5 protein-coding genes are annotated in these 19836 nt (G+C 42.4%); all 5 read right to left on the reverse strand.

The annotated features are described in order from the left end of the window. Positions 1 to 14: 14 nt before the first annotated feature. Positions 15 to 3026, reverse strand: a complete 3012-nt coding sequence (gene dnaE, locus U859_RS0129200; protein WP_025146746.1) for a DNA polymerase III subunit alpha — start codon at positions 3024 to 3026, stop codon at positions 15 to 17. A 2-nt stretch (positions 3027 to 3028) separates the two neighbouring features. Further along, positions 3029 to 4339, reverse strand: coding sequence for a DNA polymerase IV (gene dinB / locus U859_RS0129205; protein ID WP_025146747.1), 1311 nt, complete (start codon positions 4337 to 4339; stop codon positions 3029 to 3031). A 1290-nt stretch (positions 4340 to 5629) separates the two neighbouring features. Beyond that, positions 5630 to 7591, reverse strand: a complete 1962-nt coding sequence (locus tag U859_RS0129210; RefSeq protein ID WP_025146748.1) for an OmpA family protein — start codon at positions 7589 to 7591, stop codon at positions 5630 to 5632. A 43-nt stretch (positions 7592 to 7634) separates the two neighbouring features. Beyond that, positions 7635 to 8606 (reverse strand): type IX secretion system membrane protein PorP/SprF, encoded by a 972-nt coding sequence (locus U859_RS0129215; protein ID WP_025146749.1) that lies wholly within the window; start codon positions 8604 to 8606, stop codon positions 7635 to 7637. 59 nt (positions 8607 to 8665) lie between these two features. Beyond that, positions 8666 to 19836 (reverse strand): T9SS C-terminal target domain-containing protein (locus U859_RS0129220; protein ID WP_025146750.1); only part of this gene is annotated, 11171 nt, incomplete at its 5' end.

The following is a 19836-nucleotide window of genomic DNA, read 5'->3' on the forward strand; positions in this document are numbered from 1 at the left end:
GACGATGAAATGATTTAAATCGCTACCGGGTTCATCTGGATATCCAACTTGGCAAACTTTAACACCTCAATACTCTGGAAGCCGAAATCTTCTACTACTTTTCCTAAAATGAGGTAACATCCTTTTCCTTTAAAAGGATACATCGGTGTGGTGTTGGGAAAATGGGTGGTATCAAAGAAATCGCCATTCGCATCTAAAAAAGTACCGAACCACATTTTGGTATTTTTAATGGTATGTACCGTTTTTTCGCACACATAATTGCCCACCATCCTCACCGTTTTGCCTAAATGTTTGTGCAGATCGGCTGTCATGACATCGCCGCGATAAGGTGTTTTTAAAAAATCGAACATTTTATAATTAAGCGGATACCCCAGTAATTCCAGTTCAGTATAGGCATTTTCCAGTTCCGAATCCATCAATGCAGGCAGTTCATAGGTTTTGTAACTCAGCTTAAAGAGCTCAGCATGATTTACTTTTTTTTGCTTAAAGCCGAGGTAATTGTGCACATCCCAAAGCAGGGTTTTCCGATCTTTTCCGGTAAAGCGCAATGCCCCCAAGCGGATTAAGAGAATGGCCTGTTCGAGGGAAATGCAGGTGCGCTTCACAAAATCTTCGAGATCGAGATATGGGCCGTTCGCTTTACGTTCATGAGGAATAGTTTTAATGTTTTTTTCTTCCAAACCCTGAATACCGATAAAACCCAGGTGGGCATCTTCGCCTGTTATGGTTACCACCTCATCACTTTTGTTAATACAGGGCAAGTGCACCCTCGCTCCTGTTTTTTGCAGTTCGTGCACATATACCCAACGACTATAAAAACCACCATAATTATTGAGCACGGCGACCATAAACTCCATGGGGTAATACGTTTTGAGATACAAACTTTGGTAACTTTCTACTGCGAAGGAAGCGGAGTGTGCTTTAGAGAAACTATAACCTGCAAAGGATGAAATCTGCCGCCACACCTCATTTATCAATTCCTCTGAGTGACCTTCATTCCTGGCCGAAACTTTAAACTTATTTACCAGTTCATCAAAGGCGAGTTTAGACCGGTATTTACCACTCATGGCTTTACGGAGAATATCGGCATCAGCCAGGTCTAAGCCTGCAAAATAATGACAAACCTTAATCACATCTTCCTGATAAACCATTACGCCATAGGTTTCGCTAAGCCGCTCTTTCATCACTTCACAGAGGTACACCACTTTTTCGGGCGCGTGGTAACGTTCGATGTAGGATTTCATCATACCCGAACTGGCCACACCCGGGCGGATAATGGAACTGGCGGCCACAAGGGTAAGATAATTATCACATTTTAGCTTTTTAAGCAATTGCCGCATGGCAGGCGATTCGATATAAAAACATCCAATAGGCTGTCCTTGTTTAAGGATATCATTTAGCTTATGATCTTTTTTAAAGGCTGGAAAATCATGAATATCAATATCCTTTCCTTTATTTTTTTTGATCAATTGCACGGCCTCACGAATGTGTCCAATACCGCGCTGACTTAATATATCGAATTTTTCGTAACCTATGGCTTCGGCTTCGTACATGTCCCATTGTACCGTTGGAAAACCTTTTGGCGGCATATCCAATGCGGTATAATAGGTAATTGGCTCTTGTGAAATCAAAATCCCTCCGGCATGGATGGAACGCTGGTTGGGCATCCCCTTCATATATTGGTACACGGCCAATAGTTTTTGATAGGTGGTATTAAGCAAGTTTTCGCGCTCTTTGGTGGGATCGGTAAAACTATCTATTTCTTCTTTAGGCAAACCCATTACCTTACCGATTTCCCTGATGATGGCACGATCTTTAAAAGTACTCATGGTACCCAAAAAAGCAACATGCCATTTGGGATAACGTTCAAAAATATAACGCTGTATCACTTCTCTTTCATCCCATGAAAAATCGATGTCAAAATCTGGCGGACTGGTTCTTTTTTCATGCAGAAAACGTTCGAAATAGAGATCGAGATCGATCGGATCTACATCGGTAATGCGCAAACAATAAGCCACAATGCTGTTCGCACCCGAACCACGGCCCACGTGATAAAATCCACGTTTATTCATCGCATAATCTACAATATCATAGGTAATGAGGAAATAAGCACAGAAATTTTTAAGCTCAATAATCCGCAGTTCTTTCTCCAAACGTTCGATGGCAATAGTATTATTTTCGCCATAACGGTCCTTAAGCCCTTTTTCGGCCAGCCCGCGGAGCATTTTTCTATCACCCTCGAAATCATTGGTGTAAAAAAACTTATTTTTTGAAGAAGGTACAGGCGCATCTTCGAAATAAACACTTAAATCGCAGCTATTGATCAGTTTTTGCGTGTTCTGAACAATAAAGGGATACTGTTCAAACTGCTGCGTAAGTTCAGCTTCGGGGATCAGAAATTCATCCGGATCGCATTTTTGCTCCTCAGGTACTTTACTTAAAAGGGTATTGAGCTCAATGGCTCTGAAATACTCGTGCAGCCGGTAAGTAATTTTATCGCCCACGGTAACGGGATGCCACACCAGCAGTTTTTCTTTCTGTTTTAAAACCGGGTGTTTATACAAAAAATTGAGCTGTTTGCCACGGATGCCTACATATTCGTTTGCTTTTAATGTTCGGTTAAAAGTTTTATGAAAGGGATAAATGATGTACACATTTTCCATTTGGGGCGGAACTTCTGGCAATGGAATGTTGTAAATGTTGTGGTGACTTAAAAATTCATTTAGTTCGCGCATGCCTTCTTTATTTCTGGCAATCCCCACATACAACAATTTATTATCGATGCGAAATTCGATCCCGGCAACAGGTTTAATCTGGTAAGGAATATTACCCCTGTGTATTTCGTCGGCTTCTTTGGCAATGCCTTGTTTGTAGCATTCGCGGATAAATTCTACCGCCCCGGTTGAGTTGTTGATATCGGTAAGCACCATTTGGTGGATCCCTAAATGCCGCGCAGTAGCAATCAGCTGATCAATGCTCTGTGTAGCATATTTCAGGCTGTAAGAAGAATGAATATTCAAAAACATAACTATTCGTAAGATTTTGTGCCTGTTACTCCTTTTTCGCTCATAAAACTTCTGATTTTCGAACGTTTTTTTACTTCCGGCTCTTCTTCTTCGGTATTTTCGATCAATACTTTCTTTTTGCGTGGATTATACTTGATTATTTTACCCATTTCATCGCGGGGTGGCTGGGTAACAATACAGGCTTTTACCACTGCTTCGGTGCCAAAATTATTGCGTACTTTATCCATGGCCTGGTAAAGGCTATATTCTTCTTCGGCAATATTATATAAACCGATTTGTTCGTAACCACTTACCAGGTGCGAAAGTTTTACGCCTACGAGGCGCAGCAACATCCGCTTTGAATATACTTTCTCGAACAGGTTATGTGCTTTGCTGATCAAAAAGGAATCGAGCGAGGTATAAGGAATCCGCTCTTGCTGGGTAACGGTTTCGAAATTGGTATAACGTACAGTTACAGTGATGCAGGCGGTCAGTTTTTTTTGGTTGCGGAGCTGAAAGGTTAAACCGGTAACCATGCCAGTAATGATGGCCTTTAATTTGGCCATATCCATGGTATCGCTTTCGAAAGTAGCTTGTGTACCGATCGATTTTCTTTCGCGGTAAGGCACTACGGGTGCCAGGTCGATTCCGTTTGCTTTTTGCCATAGGCTCAATCCATGCTGCCCCAGTATTTTAAACATGAGTTGTTGGGGAATCTGCGTGAGGGTAAGGATTTCGCGGACGCCCATTTCGCTCAGTTTTTTATAGGTAGCATGACCAATACCCGGAATTTTATGAATGGCAAGCGGATCGAGAAAAGGCCGCAGCTCGGGATAGGTAACCTGTAACTCACCGCCCGGCTTGGATTCGTTGGTGGCAATTTTGGCAACTGTTTTGTTAATGGAAAGACCAAAAGAAATGGGCAGTCCCATCTCTCTGATAATGGTTTGCCGGAGTTCTGAAGCAAATTTCATGCAGCCAAAAAAACGATCCATACCAGTCATATCGATATAATGTTCGTCGATGCTGGCTTTTTCGAACAATGGCACTTTATCGGCAATGATTTCGGTAATCTCGTGTGATGCCTTGGAATACTCTTCCATGTCGCCCTTCAAAAATATCGCCTGTGGGCAGAGCAGTTTTGCGGTGCGGCCGGGCATTGCCGAATGTATGCCATATTTACGGGCTTCGTAACTGCAGGAGGCTACCACGCCACGATCGCCGCCACCACCGATGATCACGGGTTTACCTGTTAATCTGGGATTTTTTCTAATTTCTACCGACACAAAAAATGCATCTTGATCCATGTGAATAATCTGCCTTTCTTTTTCCATTTCTGTACAATTGGGATGATTGAAAACAAAAATACTAATATTTTTAGTTTTAAAATATAAATAAAGATAGCTTTTTCTAACAAAATACTAACAATTTTAGTTTTTAATTTGTATTATGATTAAGTGAAAAACCTCATTTCTGACCATTAAGAAGTTAAGGACATTAAGCAGAGCCGTCATTCCCGCGCAGGAGGGAATCTTAAAGCTTATTGCATTAAGATTCCCAATCAGGTTGGGAATGACGAAACGCGGTGTATATGTGGCAAAACAATATAAGTCAGTGGGTTAACGAACATGGAGTGGAGGCATTGAAAATAGCGTAGTGGTGCTTGTGGACACGAACCACGGAAATTAGGATAGTTTAACCATATAAGGCATTTAAGGACATGTAAGTTTATTTTATCTACTGAATTATTATTCCATCATCCATTTTACATTTCCCATCATTTCTGACCATTAAGAAGTTAAGGACATTAAGCAGAGCCGTCATTCCCGCGCAAGCGGGAATCTTAAAGCTTATTGCATTAAGATTCCCAATCAGGTTGGGAATGACGAAACGCGGTGTATATGTGGCAAAACAATATAAGTCAGCGGGTTAACGAACATGGAGTGGAGGCATTGAAAATAACGTAGTGGTGCGTGAGGACACGAACCACGAAAAGATAGTTTAACCATATAAGGCATTTAAGGACATGTAAGTTTTTTTATCTACTGAATTATTATTCCATCATCCATTTTACATTTCCCATCATTTCTGACCATTAAGAAGTTAAGGACATTAAGTAGAATCGCCTTTCTCGCAAAGTCGGGAATCTTAAAGCTTATTGCATTAAGATTCCCAATCAGGTTGGGAATGACGAAACGCGGTGTATATGTGGCAAAACAATATAAGTCAGTGGGTTAACGAACATGGAGTGGAGGCATTGAAAATAGCGTAGTGGTGCGTGAGGACACGAACCAAGGAATTGTGATTATTGAATACGGTCTTCGACTACGCTCAGACTGACAACTCATGGTAATCTATGCTATTTCTCTGTGATTTATCTTTGTGGCCTCTGTGGTTAAACCTTTTTGAGTATGGAAGGGCAATCATGGAAAGTAAGATATTCCGTGTTTCTGTGCATCCGTGGCAAAAGAATATAAATCGTTGGATTACAACTATGGTGTAGAAGTATTGAAAATAACGCTGTGGTGCGTGGGGACACGAACCACGGATGAAACAAAAAATGCCTCCAATTTTCATCGAAGGCATGTACTAAAAAATTAAATATATTATTTCCTTATCTGTATTTATTGTTTTACGATTTTAAACTCGGTACGTCTGTTCAGCTGGTGTTCTTCGTCGGTACACTCCACTCCATTGGCACATTTGTTTAACAACTGTGTTTCTCCGTAACCTTTAGCGGTAATTCGGTTTTTATCGATCCCTCTGGAGATGATGTACTGCACGGCAGATTCGGCCCTTTTTTGCGATAAGTTTAAGTTGTAATTATCCTTACCCCTGCTATCGGTATGCGAACCTAATTCGATCCAGATGGTTGGGTTATCTTTCATGATTTTAACCAGCTTATCCAGTTCAACCGCAGCATCCGGACGGATATTCCACTTATCGAAATCGTAGTAAATGTTTTCTAACCTGATGGCTTTATCAATCACCACACCTTCCAGATACAGGTTTTGGGTAAGTACACTTGAAGTGGTTAAACCAATAGTTGCCAGGTTTTCTACGTCAGACCTATAGTCTGTTTTTTCTGCTGAAACATTATATTCAGTTTCTTTGGCCAAATTAAACTTATAGCCACCGTTATCGTCGGTTTCAGTTTTTAAGATCGATCCGTTTACCTTTGCTAAAGTTACCAATGCACCTGCAATCGGTTGATTGCTGTTTTTATCAAAAACCCGACCTTCTAATTTAAAGGCCAGGATCATTTTCTGATCGATGGTGTAAATATCATCGCTACCTAAACCACCATCACGGTTGGACGAAAGGTAAACGATCCCGCCTTTTTCGTTCAGGCTAAAACCGAAATCATCCTGTGGAGAGTTAAAAGGATAACCCATATTTTCGACCTTACCAATGCCACCGCCTTCTCTTAAAGCCTGATAAACATCTAGTCCGCCCATACCTACCCTGCCATCGCTGGAGAAATAGAAGTTATCTTTTTCATCAAAAACCGGACTACGGTCGTTACCTTCTGTATTTACTTCTTTCAGGTTAATCGGTTTGCCCCATTCGCCTGCATCGGTTTTTAAACATACATAAATATCGGTACCGCCCAATCCGCCGGGCATGTTCGAAGCGAAGTAAAGGCTGTTTCCATCTTTGGTAATAAAAGGATCACCAACGGAATAGTCGTTTACATTATTATAGGCGAATGAAACCGGCTCGCTCCATTTACCATCAGCATCTTTGGAGCTGCTGTAAATTTCTACATTTACAGTACTCGGCTTGTTTTTTATTTTTTCTAACTCGTTAGAAATACGGGTTAACGTAAAATACATGGTTTTACCATCGCCGGTGAAGCTTGCCGAACCTACGTGATACCTTGTTCCTGCTTTGATTGGAAACAATTGAAGGCTATCTTTTGGTGAAGCTTTAATATATAGTTTTAAATACCCGTTACCTGTCCACCCGTACACTTGCTTATCAGGTTCTTTCGATCCGTCGAAGCGTAGGAAAGGCCTGCTTTCTTCTGATTCCAACCCTTTGGCCGATCTATCGGAAGTAAATACTACCCCGCCCTGATAATTAACGGCACCCCAATCAGACTGGGCACTATTTAAGGCAACCTGGTTGATCAGTTCGATTTTCTTCGGATTTTTGATCCATTTTAAGGCCGAATCGCAGGAAGCAATCCAAACAGCCTGTTGCTTTTCGGATACATCTTTCTTTTTATCGATGTAATTTAAATACTGAAGTTTGGCTTCACTGTATTTCGAATTGTTCTGCAGGGCTTTGGCATAACCCAAAATGTTTTCGGGTTTGCTATCGGGCATTTTAGCGGCAATGCCATACCAGCTTTCTGCCTGTTTGTAGTTGTAAACAAGCGCATACGAACTGGCTAAACGCTCTGCTACGTGTAAAGATTTTTTCTTTTTATAGGCCTGTTCGTATAAATCAATTGCTTTGCTATAATTAAACAGCTCATACTGCTTATCGGCATCTTTAAGTACATATTGCGCTTTTGCCGAAAAATTGAAGGCAAATAAACAATATGCAGAAATGCAGGTACCTATTAAAATTTTCTTCATTATGTTGTTTGGATAATTTAGTCAAAAATACTTAAATACTTGGTTAAAACACCCTTGGAGTTGCCAACCTGATGTTTGGTTTAATAAATGAATAAGATAGAGAAATCTCATGCGTTCCGCCGCTGTAACCCTGCAAAGGACCAACGGAAAAATCATAACCATAACCGATCCTGATTTTCTCTGAAGGAAAAATCTGTATGGCGGCAACGGCTGAGTTGCGGGGAGTAAGGTCTTTTTGAAGATAACTTTTGTCATACAGTTTTACGCCTGTACGATATGAACCGCCCACCCAAAGAAAATCTTTGATCAATAAGAATGCATTTACATCTAAACTGGTCGGGCCGCCACGGTCGTCTTTTAACAGAAATGAAGGTTTGATCTGAAAATCTTCATTAAGCGGAAACAATGCACCAGCAGTTAAATAATAGTGCGGTTTTGGCTGTGGGATAAAGGCATAACGGTCGATATTGATGTAAGTGGCAATCAGGTTATCTACCGAGAAACCAGCATAATATTTATCGTTGGCGAAGTACACTCCTGCCCTGGCATCGGGCACAATGGTACTCTGTACACCTACAGGCTGGTTGGGCTCCGGGTTGTTTGGGTTCAGCATCGATCCGTCGATCCCCAACTGCACCATTCCTACTCCAAGGCCTAAAGCTAACCTCGAGCTACCATCATCATTCATCCTGATGCGGTAAGCATAATTGCCATAAACGCTCAAGTTGGTCTGTGCACCCAGTTTATCACTGGCCACCTGAAGCGCAAGTCCAACGTTACCGCTGTTTGCAATGGCATCGATGGCAAGCGACATGCTTCTCGGTGCTCCGGTAATGCCCGTCCACTGGCTACGGTAAAAGCTATGCACATTTAGCACTTCTTTATAACCCGCATAGGCCGGATTAATGTAGATCCCGTTAAACATGTACTGACTGTACTGGGCATCCTGTTGTGCAGATACCGGTCGCGAAAGCAACAAAAACGAACCTGCTATTAACCATATTAATTTCTTCATTATCTTAACATCTTAAAGTTCAGCCTGATTTTAAAAACCGGGCTGAACTAAGTCTTATTCTATTTTTTAAACGCTCTGATCAAAGTGATGTAACCTTTATATACTTCGAACTCATCGCTGTTTGCTTTTTTAACACGTAACAAGTAGTAGTAAGTACCTTCGTTCAATCCCTCGCCTGTCCAGTTGTTTTGATAACCTTTGGCGTGGAACACTTCATTACCCCATCTGTTTACGATCTGCAGTTCGTTGGCCTGGTATTGGTTAAGGCCAATGATCTCGAAGGCATCGTTAATACCATCGCCGTTCGGCGTAAACAGGTTAGGAATGGTGATGCCTGTGAAGCTAGCGGTTAAAGTTACAGCCGCTACATTGGTGTAATATCCGTAAGCATCTTTTACGCGGTAGCTAAACACATCTTCACCTACATAACCCGGATCTGGTGTGTAAGTTACCGTGCCATCAGCATTTACTTTTACAGTACCATGTGCAGGCTGTTTGATAATCTCAACCGTTAATTTATCGAAGGTTGAGTTACCCGGATCATCATTTGCCAGTATATTAATTACTACTGGTGCATTGGCTACAGTTTGTCCTTTATCATCAACAGCAATTGGCGATTTAGGGAAAGTAGTAACCGTTGGCGTATTGTTTGTTTCTGCTGTTCCTGAAACATCCGTTACGTTTGCACCACCCAATGTTTTCGCATTTACGGTTGCGGTATTGGTTACCGTACCTAAATCCTTATCGGCCTGGGTTAAGGTATACACTTCAACATCGGTTGTGGTTGCACCCGGAGCAAGTCCGCCCGCAACTGTAATCACTTTGTTGTTTAAGCCCAGTTTGGCATCAGTTAAGGTAATGGTGTTTAAAGTAACAGTTCCTGTATTCTTAATGGTGAACGTATAGGTTACTTTATTGCCATTAAATACTGATGTTTTAACCAATGCTATCGATCCGGCGTTAGGCACCAATGTTACTGTTGGTGTATTGTTATTCTCAGCTGTACCAGAGATATCGCTAACCGAAACATTGGCTGGTGTTTGACCAGTAATTGTTGCACTATTGGTTACACTGCCTGCATCTTTATCGGCCTGGGTTAATTGATAAACATAACTATCGGTTACCGTTGCACCCGGAGCCAATGTGCCTGGAATTACCCTGTTCAGGTTAAGTTTGGCATCAACCAGGGTAATGATGTGCAAGGTTACGTTACCTGTGTTTTTAACACTAAAGTTATACGTAATGCTATTTCCATCAGCACTTAATGTACCTGTTTTAACCAGGGTAATGGTAGATGCCGGAGCGATTACCGTTATGGTTGCATCATCAACAGCAGGAGTAGTCGGATCGTCCGATTTCGGTTTGATTAATGTTGCACCACCTGGTGTTTGTGCAGTTGCGGAAGCCTGGTTAGTAAACGAACCTGCATTCACCTCAGTTAAAGTAACCGTGTGTTTAGCCGTTACGGTTACACTTGCACCTGGCAACAAGCTTACTATGCCTGCCGGAGTGATTGACCCTGCATCTGCACCAGCATCAGTTACCGCAACATTTGTTAAGGTTACGTTACCTGTGTTGGTTACTATAATGTTGTAATTGATCACATCTCCAACTTTGCTTACGCTGTTGGTGGCTACTTTGGTTAAGCTCATTGATGCATTTGCAGCGATTGATGTAACTGTTGCATCATTAGGAGCGGTAGTGTTCGGATCGTCAGAAACTTTAGTCACATCGTTTCCTTGCGGATCTTTCGCGGTTGCACTGGCCTGATTGGTTACACTACCATTGTTAACATCTGCCTGGCTAAGTACATGTGTTGCGGTTAATGTTACCGCTGCACCTGGTGCAAGTGTTGCAATTGGCGAACCACTTACGGTTGCATTGGCATCGGTTACCACAATGTTGGTTAAAGTTACATTCCCAGTATTGGTTACCGTTAAGTTGTAATTTAAAGTACCGCCAACAGCTGTTGGAATTGTACCAGAAGCTACTTTAGCAAAGGTAAATGATGGCGATGGTGTTAATGAAGTAACCGTTGCATCATTTGGTGCCGTTGTTGCAGGGTTATCAGAAACTTTGGTCACGTTGTTACCACTTGGATCTTTAGCCGTTGCACTGGCCTGATTGGTTACACTGCCTGCATTAACATCAGCCTGGGTTAAGGTATGCGTAGCGGTAACTGTTACAGATGCGCCCGGAGCAAGTGTTGCTATTGGCGATCCGCTTACCGTTGCATTTGCATCTGTTACCACAATATTGGTTAAGGTTACATTACCCGTGTTGGTTACAATTAAATTGTAATTTAATACCCCACCAGCTGTTGTTGGTACTGTGCCTGTAACCACCTTGGTAAACGTAAATGATGGCGATGGTGCCAATGGCGTTATCGTTGCATCATTTGGTGTTGTTGTTGCAGGGTTATCAGAAACTTTGGTCACATTGTTACCGCTTGGATCTTTAGCCGTTGCATTGGCCTGGTTAGTTACACTGCCTGCATTAACATCTGCCTGGGTTAAGGTATGCGTAGCGGTAACTGTTACAGATGTGCCAGGAGCAAGTGTTGCTATTGGCGATCCGCTTACCGTTGCATTTGCATCTGTTACCACAATGTTTGTTAAGGTTACATTACCGGTATTGGTTACAATCAAATTGTAATTTAATACACCACCAGCTGTTGTTGGTACTGTGCCTGTAACCACTTTGGTAAACGTAAATGCCGGCGATGGTGTTAACGAAGTAACCGTTGGGGTATCGTTTGTTTTATCAGTACCTGAAACATCGCTTATTGTATTTCCTGTATTTGTTTTAGCACTTAATGTAGCAGAGTTGGTTACCGAACCAGCATCTTTATCTGCCTGGGTTAAGGTATATACTTCTGTATCGGTTAAGCTCTGACCAACTGCCAATGGTCCGGCTATTGTTTTATTTAAGCCTAGTTTAGCATCGGTTAATACAATGGTATTTAAATCAGTAGTGCCGGTATTGAATATGGTAAACGTATAGGTAATGCTGTTTCCATCAGTAGAAATTGCCCCTGTTTTCACTAAGGCTATTCCACCTTTTAACACCGGTGTACTCACGGTTGCCGAATTGTTTGCCTGATCAGGATCGTTGGTACCAGTTGCCGAAGCTATAGTTACCTGATTAGTTAACGTTCCGGTAAAAGTTGCATTTACGTTTCCATTTACCACAAGTGTTACCGATTGACCTGCAGTTAAGTTTGCAGCTAAAGTAAATGTACCTGCGGTTGCATTATATGTACCACCAGTTGCTGTATAAGTTACATTTTCCAATCCTGCCGGAAGGTTTTCCGTTACACCAATTGCTTTTCCAGCCAGAACCGTTGCTGGTCCGTTGTTGGTAATCGTAATGGTATAGCTGATGGTTCCGTTATTTTCTACCGAAGTTTTATTGGCAACTTTAGTTACCGACAGATCAGTAATCCAGTTAGGAATAACCACGGTTACGATAGCCGTTGATGATTGTGCCGGATCTAACTTATCAGTAATTTTATACTGTAAAGTGTAGGTTCCGGGCAATGTACCCGCAGCTACATTAACACTTCCATCTGCCGGATTAATATTAATGTTTGCATTACTGGTTGATAGCTGCGTAATGGTTACACCAGCAACCGCTGCCGCAGTACCGTTATTATAGGTATCGTTGGTTAAAATATTAGCCACAGCTACCCCACCTGTAAATCCATTTGCAGTTCCGCTGTCGTCATTTGCCAAAATGATACCAGAAGTTACCGTAATGGTTACGCTGGTGGTTTTGGTTTGACCAGGGTTCAACTTATCTTCAATCTGATAAGTAACTGTATAGGTTCCTACCGGGGTGTTTGGCGCTACGATCACTTTTCCTGTAGTTACATCAAGTGTAACATTCGGATTAGAGGTAGATACTTGTGTTAAGTTAACATTGGCCAATGTAGCCGGGTTACCATTATAGGTATCGTTAGCCAATACGTTTTCTACCGCTGCACCACCTGTAACTGCGTTTGCAGTACCAGAATCGCTGGTTGCAATTAGCTCAGGTGCTGTTACAATAATGGTTACTGTTGCATCTACAAACTCACCAGGGTTTAATTTATCCTCAATTCTGTAAACCAGGGTATAAGTACCGGCAGGAGTATTTGGAGCCACTTTAACAGTACCTGTAGTTACTTCTAAAGTAACATTGGTATTTGAAGTTGATACCTGCGTTAAGGTTACCTGTGCAAGTGTTGCCGGTGCCCCGTTGTAAGTATCGTTGGCTAATACGTTGCCTACTGCAGTACCACCTGTTAAACCGTTAATTGTACCGGTGTTTGCATTGGCAACAATTGCCGGTGCAGTTACCTCAATGGTTACAGTTGCCTGTTTAGTTTGACCAGGATTTAATTTATCCTCAATCTGATAAACCACAGTATAGGTTCCTGCAGGAGTATTCGGTGCAACGTTAACCTTCCCTGTTGCCGGATCTAAGGTTACATTCGCATTCGTGGTTGATACCTGTGTTAAGCTGACGTTAGCTAAAGTAGCTGAACCGCCGTTGTAAGTATCGTTGGCCAGTACATTGTTTACGGCCGTGCCACCACTGTAACCATTTGCCGTTCCAGAATCAGCATTAGCAGCCAATGCTGGTGCAGCAACCGTTACGGTTATACTTGCAGTTACGGTTTTACCAGGGTTCAATTTATCCTCAATCTGGTAAACCACGGTATATGTTCCGGCTGGTGTGTTCAGAAGTACATTTACAGCTCCGGTTGCCGGATCTAAAGTAACGTTTCCATTTGTAGTTGATACCTGTGTTAAGGTAACATCGGCTAAAGTAGCCGGATTACCATTATAGGTATCGTTAGCCAATACATTGGTTACCACTACTCCACCGGTAACGCCATTTACGGTTCCGTTATCGGCATTTGCAACCATCACTGGTGCCGTTACAATTACCACTGCATTTGCAGTTTTAGTTAAACCGGGATTTAAGATATCCTCAATCTGATAAACCACTGTATAAGTTCCGGCTGGTGTATTTGGCGCCACATTTACAGCACCCGTTGCCGGATCTAGTGTTACATTGGCATTATCTGTTGAAACCTGCGTTAATTTAACATTCGCAGCGGTTGCAGCATTACCATTAAACGTATCGTTCGCCAATACATTTGTTATGGCTGTACCCCCTGTTAAACCGTTTGCCGATCCATTGTCGCCATTTGCAACCATTGCCGGTGCGGTTACGGTAACCGTAGCTACTGCAGTTTTGGTTGATCCCGGATTTAACAGGTCTTCGATGGTATAGGTTACCGTATAGGTTCCGGCTTTTGTACCTGAAGCTACATTTACGGTACCCGTTGTAACATCTAAGGTAACATTCGGATTATCGGTTGATACTTGCGCCAGCTTAACATTTGTTAAGGTTGCAGCAGCACCATTGTAAGTATCGTTTGCCAATACATTAGCGATGGCAGCTCCACCTGTAAAACCATTTGCTGAGCCAATATCGTTATTGGCCACCATCACAGGGGCACTAACCGTAACAGTTACCGTTCCGGTTTGGAACGAACCTGGGTTCAGTTTATCCTCGATTCGATACTCAACAGTATAAGTACCTGCTTTTGTATTTGGAGCTACATTTATTGCTCCGGTTGCTGGATCTAAAGTAACATTCGGATCAGTAGTTGATAACTGACTTAGGTTTACATTAGCCAGGGTTGCTGGCGAACCATTGTATGAATCGTTTGCCAATACATTTGGAACAGCCGTACCTCCGGTAAATCCGTTTGCCGAACCTGCATCACTGTTGGCCACCATTACAGGGGCATCTACCACAACGGTAGCAGTAGCCTGTTTGGTTAAACCCGGGTTAAGTTTATCTTCAATCTCGTAAACCACATGATAAGTTCCTGCTTTGGCACCAGCCAAAACATTTACCAGACCAGTAGCCGGATCTAAGTTTATAAAGGCAGCGTAATCAGATGAAATCTGTTTCAGGTTAACCGTGTTTAAAGTTGCAGTTGCGCCATTGTAGCTATCGTTAGCCAGCACGTTTGCAATTGCATTTCCTCCTGTTACACCATTTACCTGCCCGTTATCTGCATTTGCAATTATTGCCGGTGCGGTTACTGTAATGGTAGCAATCGCAGTTTTGACTGACCCAGGGTTTAAGCGGTCTTCAATGGTATAGGTTACCGTGTAAGTTCCGGCTTTAGTACCTGGGGCTACATTTACGGTACCGGTTGTAACATCTAAGGTAACATTTGGATTATCAGTTGATACTTGCGCTAATTTAACATTTGTCAAGGTTGCAACAGCACCATTGTAAGTATCGTTTGCCAATACATTAGCGATGGCAGCTCCACCTGTAAAACCATTTGCTGAGCCAATATCGTTATTGGCCACCAGTGCAGGGGCACTAACCGTAACAGTTACCGTTCCGGTTTGGAATGCGCCTGGATTCAGTTTATCCTCGATTCGATACTCAACAGTATAAGTACCCGCTTTTGTATTTGGAGCTACATTTATTGCTCCGGTTGCTGGATCTAAGGTTACATTCGGATCAGTAGTTGATAACTGACTTAGGTTTACATTAGCCAGGATTGCTGGCGAACCATTGTACGAATCGTTTGCCAGTACATTTGGAACAGCCAAGCCTCCGGTAAATCCGTTTGCCGAACCTGCATCACTGTTGGCCACCATTACAGGGGCATCTACCACAACGGTAGCAGTAGCTTGTTTGGTTAAACCTGGGTTAAGCTTATCTTCAATCTCGTAAACCACATGATAAGTTCCTGCTTTGGTACCTGCCAAAACATTTACCTGACCAGTAGCCGGATCTAAGTTTACAAAAGCAGCATAATCAGATGAAATCTGTTTCAGGTTAACCGTAGTTAAAGTCGCAGTTGCGCCATTGTAGCTATCGTTAGCCAGAACGTTTGCAATTGCATTACCTCCTGTTACACCATTTACCTGCCCGTTATCTGCATTTGCAATTATTGCCGGTGCGGTTACTGTAACAGTAACTGTTGCCTGTTTTACTTCTATAGTATTAACACGATCGGTAATGGTATAAACCACTTTGTAAACGCCTGCCGGAGTACCTGGCTGAACATAAACCTGACCGTTACCTACATTTAATTTCACATTTTGATTATCTGTAGATATTTCAGTTAAATATACACCAGCCAATGTAGCAGGTGCGTTATTGAATAAATCGTTTGTTAATACATTTGAAACGGCTACACCACCTTCAAAACCATTTTCGGTGCCATTATCATCAACCGCCAGCATTGGTGCAGCAGTTACCGTGATGGTTACAGTAGCCTGAGCAGTTTTGCCAGGATTTAATTTGTCTTCGATCTGGTAAACCAAAGTATAGGTAGCTTCTGGCGTTCCAGCGGCTACGTTCACTTTTCCTGTAGCAACATCTAAGGTTACGCCTGGGTTCGATGTAGAAACCTGAGTTAAAGTAACATTTGCCAATGTTGCGGTATTGCCATCATAGGTATCGTTCGCCAATACATCAGCAACTGCTGTTCCGCCTGATATTCCATTAATCGCTGCTGCATCATTTGTGGCAACAATTGCCGGTGCACCAACCGTAATGGTTACCGAACCTTGTTTGGTTTGACCAGGATTTAACTTGTCCTCGATCTGGTAAACCAAAGTATAAGTTCCTGCAGGCGTATTCGGAGCAACGTTAACTGCACCGGTAGTCACATCTAGTGATATACCTGGATTAGTAGTCGAAACCTGGGTTAAAGTTACATTGGTTAAAGTTGCAGGGCTTACACCGTTATAGGTATCGTTTGTCAATACATTTGGTACAGCAACACCTCCGGTAAAACCATTGGCTGTTCCGGTATCGCCATTTGCAGTCATTACAGGCGCATTAACCGTAACAGTCACACTTGCCTGTTTGGTTTGACCAGGATTTAATTTGTCCTCAATCTGGTAAACTACAGTATAAGTTCCTGCCAGTGTATTTGGTGCTACGTTAACTTTTCCGGTTGTCGGGTCTAAAGTAACGTTTGCATTTGTTGTAGAAATCTGTGTTAAAGTAATATTGCTTAATGTTGCCTGACTACCATTGTACATATCGTTAGCCAATACGTTGTTTACAGCAGTTCCACCTGTGAAACCGTTGGCCGTTCCGGCATCAGCATTTGCAACCAATGCAATCGGATCAACAGTTACAGTAACGTTAGCCGTAGTTTTCAAACCAGGATTCAATTTATCCTCAATCTGGTAAACCACAGTATAAGTTCCTGCCGGTGTATTGGCAGCAACATTTACCACTCCGGTAGCCGGATCTAACATTACATTCGTATTTGTGGTAGAAACCTGTGTTAAAGTAACATTAGTTAAAGTTGCCGGAGCACCGTTATAAGTATCGTTCGATAATACATTCGATACGGCTACTCCACCTGTGTAACCATTGGCCGAACCAGCATCATTTGTGGCAACAATTGCCGGTGCACCAACCGTAATGGTTACCGAACCTTGTTTGGTTTGACCAGGATTTAATTTATCCTCGATCTGGTAAACCAAAGTATAAGTTCCTGCAGGCGTATTCGGAGCAACATTAACTGCACCAGTAGTCACATCTAGTGATACACCTGGGTTAGTAGTCGAAACCTGGGTTAAAGTTACATTGGTTAAAGTTGCAGGGCTTACGCCGTTATAAGTATCATTTGTCAGCACATTGGGTACAGCAACACCTCCGGTAAAACCATTGGCTGTTCCGGTATCACCATTTGCGGTCATTACAGGCGCATTAACCGTAATGGTAACACTTGCCTGTTTGGTTTGACCAGGATTTAATTTGTCCTCAATCTGATAAACTACAGTGTAGGTACCGGCAGGAGTATTTGGCGCTACATTAACTTTTCCGGTAATTGGATCTAAAGTAACGTTTGCGTTTGTTGTAGAAATCTGTGTTAAAGTAACATTGTTTAATGTTGCCTGACCACCATTATACATATCGTTAGCCAATACGTTGTTTACAGCAGTTCCACCAGTGAAACCGTTGGCCGTTCCGGCATCAGCATTTGCAACCAGTGCAATCGGATCAACAGTTACAGTAACGTTAGCCGTAGTTTTCAAACCAGGGTTTAATTTATCCTCAATCTGGTAAACCACGGTATAAGTTCCAGCCGGTGTATTGGCAGCAACATTTACTGCTCCGTTTGCCGGATCTAAAGTTACATTCACATTCGTGGTAGAAACCTGTGTTAAAATAACATTGGTTAAAGTTGCCTGAGCACCGTTATAAGTATCGTTCGATAATACATTCGATACGGCTAACCCACCAGTATAACCATTGGCCGAGCCAGCATCATTTGTGGCAACAATTGCCGGCGCAGCAACCGTAATGGTTACCGAAGCCTGTTTAGTTTGACCAGGATTTAATTTATCCTCAATCTGATAAACTACCATATAAGTACCTGCAGGTGTATTTGGAGCAACATTAACTGCACCACTAGTTACATCCAGGGTAACATTTGCATTGGTAGTAGAAACCTGAGTTAAGGTTACATTGGTCAGGGTTGCCGGGTCACCGTTATAACTATCATTTGATAGTACATTCGGTACAGCAACACCTCCGGTAAAGCCATTGGCCGAACCTGTATCGTTATTTGCTGTTAATACAGGTGCATTAACCGTCACAATTACATTGGCCGTTGTTTTCTGACCAGGGTTTAATTTATCTTCAATCTGATAATTAAGGGTATAAGTACCCGCTGGGGTATTGGCTGCTACATTAACTTTTCCGGTTGTTGGATCTAAAGTAACGTTTGCATTCGTTGTTGAAACCTGCGTTAAGGTAACATTGGTTAAGGTGGCCGGAGCACCATTGTAGGTATCATTTACCAATACATTCGGTACAGCCACACCACCAACATAACCATTTACAGAACCATTATCTGCATTTGCTACAATTGCCGGGGCTGTAACAGTAACCGATACCGTTGCATCTGAAGTTAAGGTTGGATTTACTTTATCAGTAATGCGATACACTAAAGTATAAGTTCCTGCCGCTGTATTTGCTGCAACATTAACCGCACCAGTAGCCGTATTTAAGGTTACTTTAGCATCTGAAGTAGAAATAAGTGAAAGATTAACCTCATTAAGTGTTGCAGTTGTTCCATTGTAAGTATCGTTTACCAGCACATTGTTAACGGCTGTTCCACCTACAAAACCATTAATTGAGCCCGAATCGTTTACAGCCAGAATACCAGGTGCGTTCACAGTAACTGTTACGTTAGCTGTTTTGGTTTGACCAGGATTTAATTTATCCTCGATCTGGTAAACTACCGTGTAAGTACCAGCTGGTGTATTCGGTGCCACATTAACTTCACCCGTAGCTACATTTAAGGTAACTTTTGGATCAGTAGTAGAAACCTGTGTTAAATTTACATTTGTAAGGGTAGTCGGGTTTCCATTATAGGTATCATTCGCTAAAACATTAGGGACGGCTACCCCGCCTGTGAAGCCATTGGCCGAGCCGTTATCGGCTGTGGCCACAAGCGCAGGTGCACCAACTGTGATGGTTACTGTTGCCGTTGTTTTTTGGCCGGGATTTAATTTATCTTCAATCTGGTATACCAATGTATAAGTGCCCTCAGGGGTATTGGCCGCAACGTTTACCTGCCCGGTAGCCGGATTTAAGGTAACATTGGCATTTGTTGTTGAAACCTGGGTTAAGGTTATATTGGTTAAAGTTACCGGAGCACCATTATAGGTATCGTTCGCTAAAACATTAGGAACGGCTACACCACCTGTAAAACCATTTGCAGTACCAAGATCGGCATTTGCAGTCATTTGGGGCGCCGTAACAGTAACCACCGCATTTGCGGTTTTAACCTGAGCCGGATTTACTTTATCCAGTATCTGATAAACTACGGTATAAGTTCCTGCAGCTGTGTTTGCAGCAACATTTACTTTTCCGGTAGCAGGATCTAAAGTTACATTCGCATTTGTGGTTGAAACCTGCGATAAGGTAACCTGGGCTAAAGTAGCCGGATTACCATTATAAGTATCGTTGGCCAATACATCTGCAATTGCCAAACCACCAGTAAAACCATTTGCCGTACCTGCATCATCATTAGCTACCAGTGCCGGCGCATCTACCGTGATGGTAACTGTTGCCGTTTTGGTAGAACCTGGATTCAGTTTATCAGCAATCTGATAAGTTAAGGTATAAGTACCGCTCGGCGTATTCGGATCAACATTTACTTTTCCGGTGG

Origin of the sequence: Pedobacter jeongneungensis, from assembly GCF_000633455.1 — a bacterium.
GTDB classification, from domain to species: domain Bacteria; phylum Bacteroidota; class Bacteroidia; order Sphingobacteriales; family Sphingobacteriaceae; genus Pedobacter; species Pedobacter jeongneungensis_A.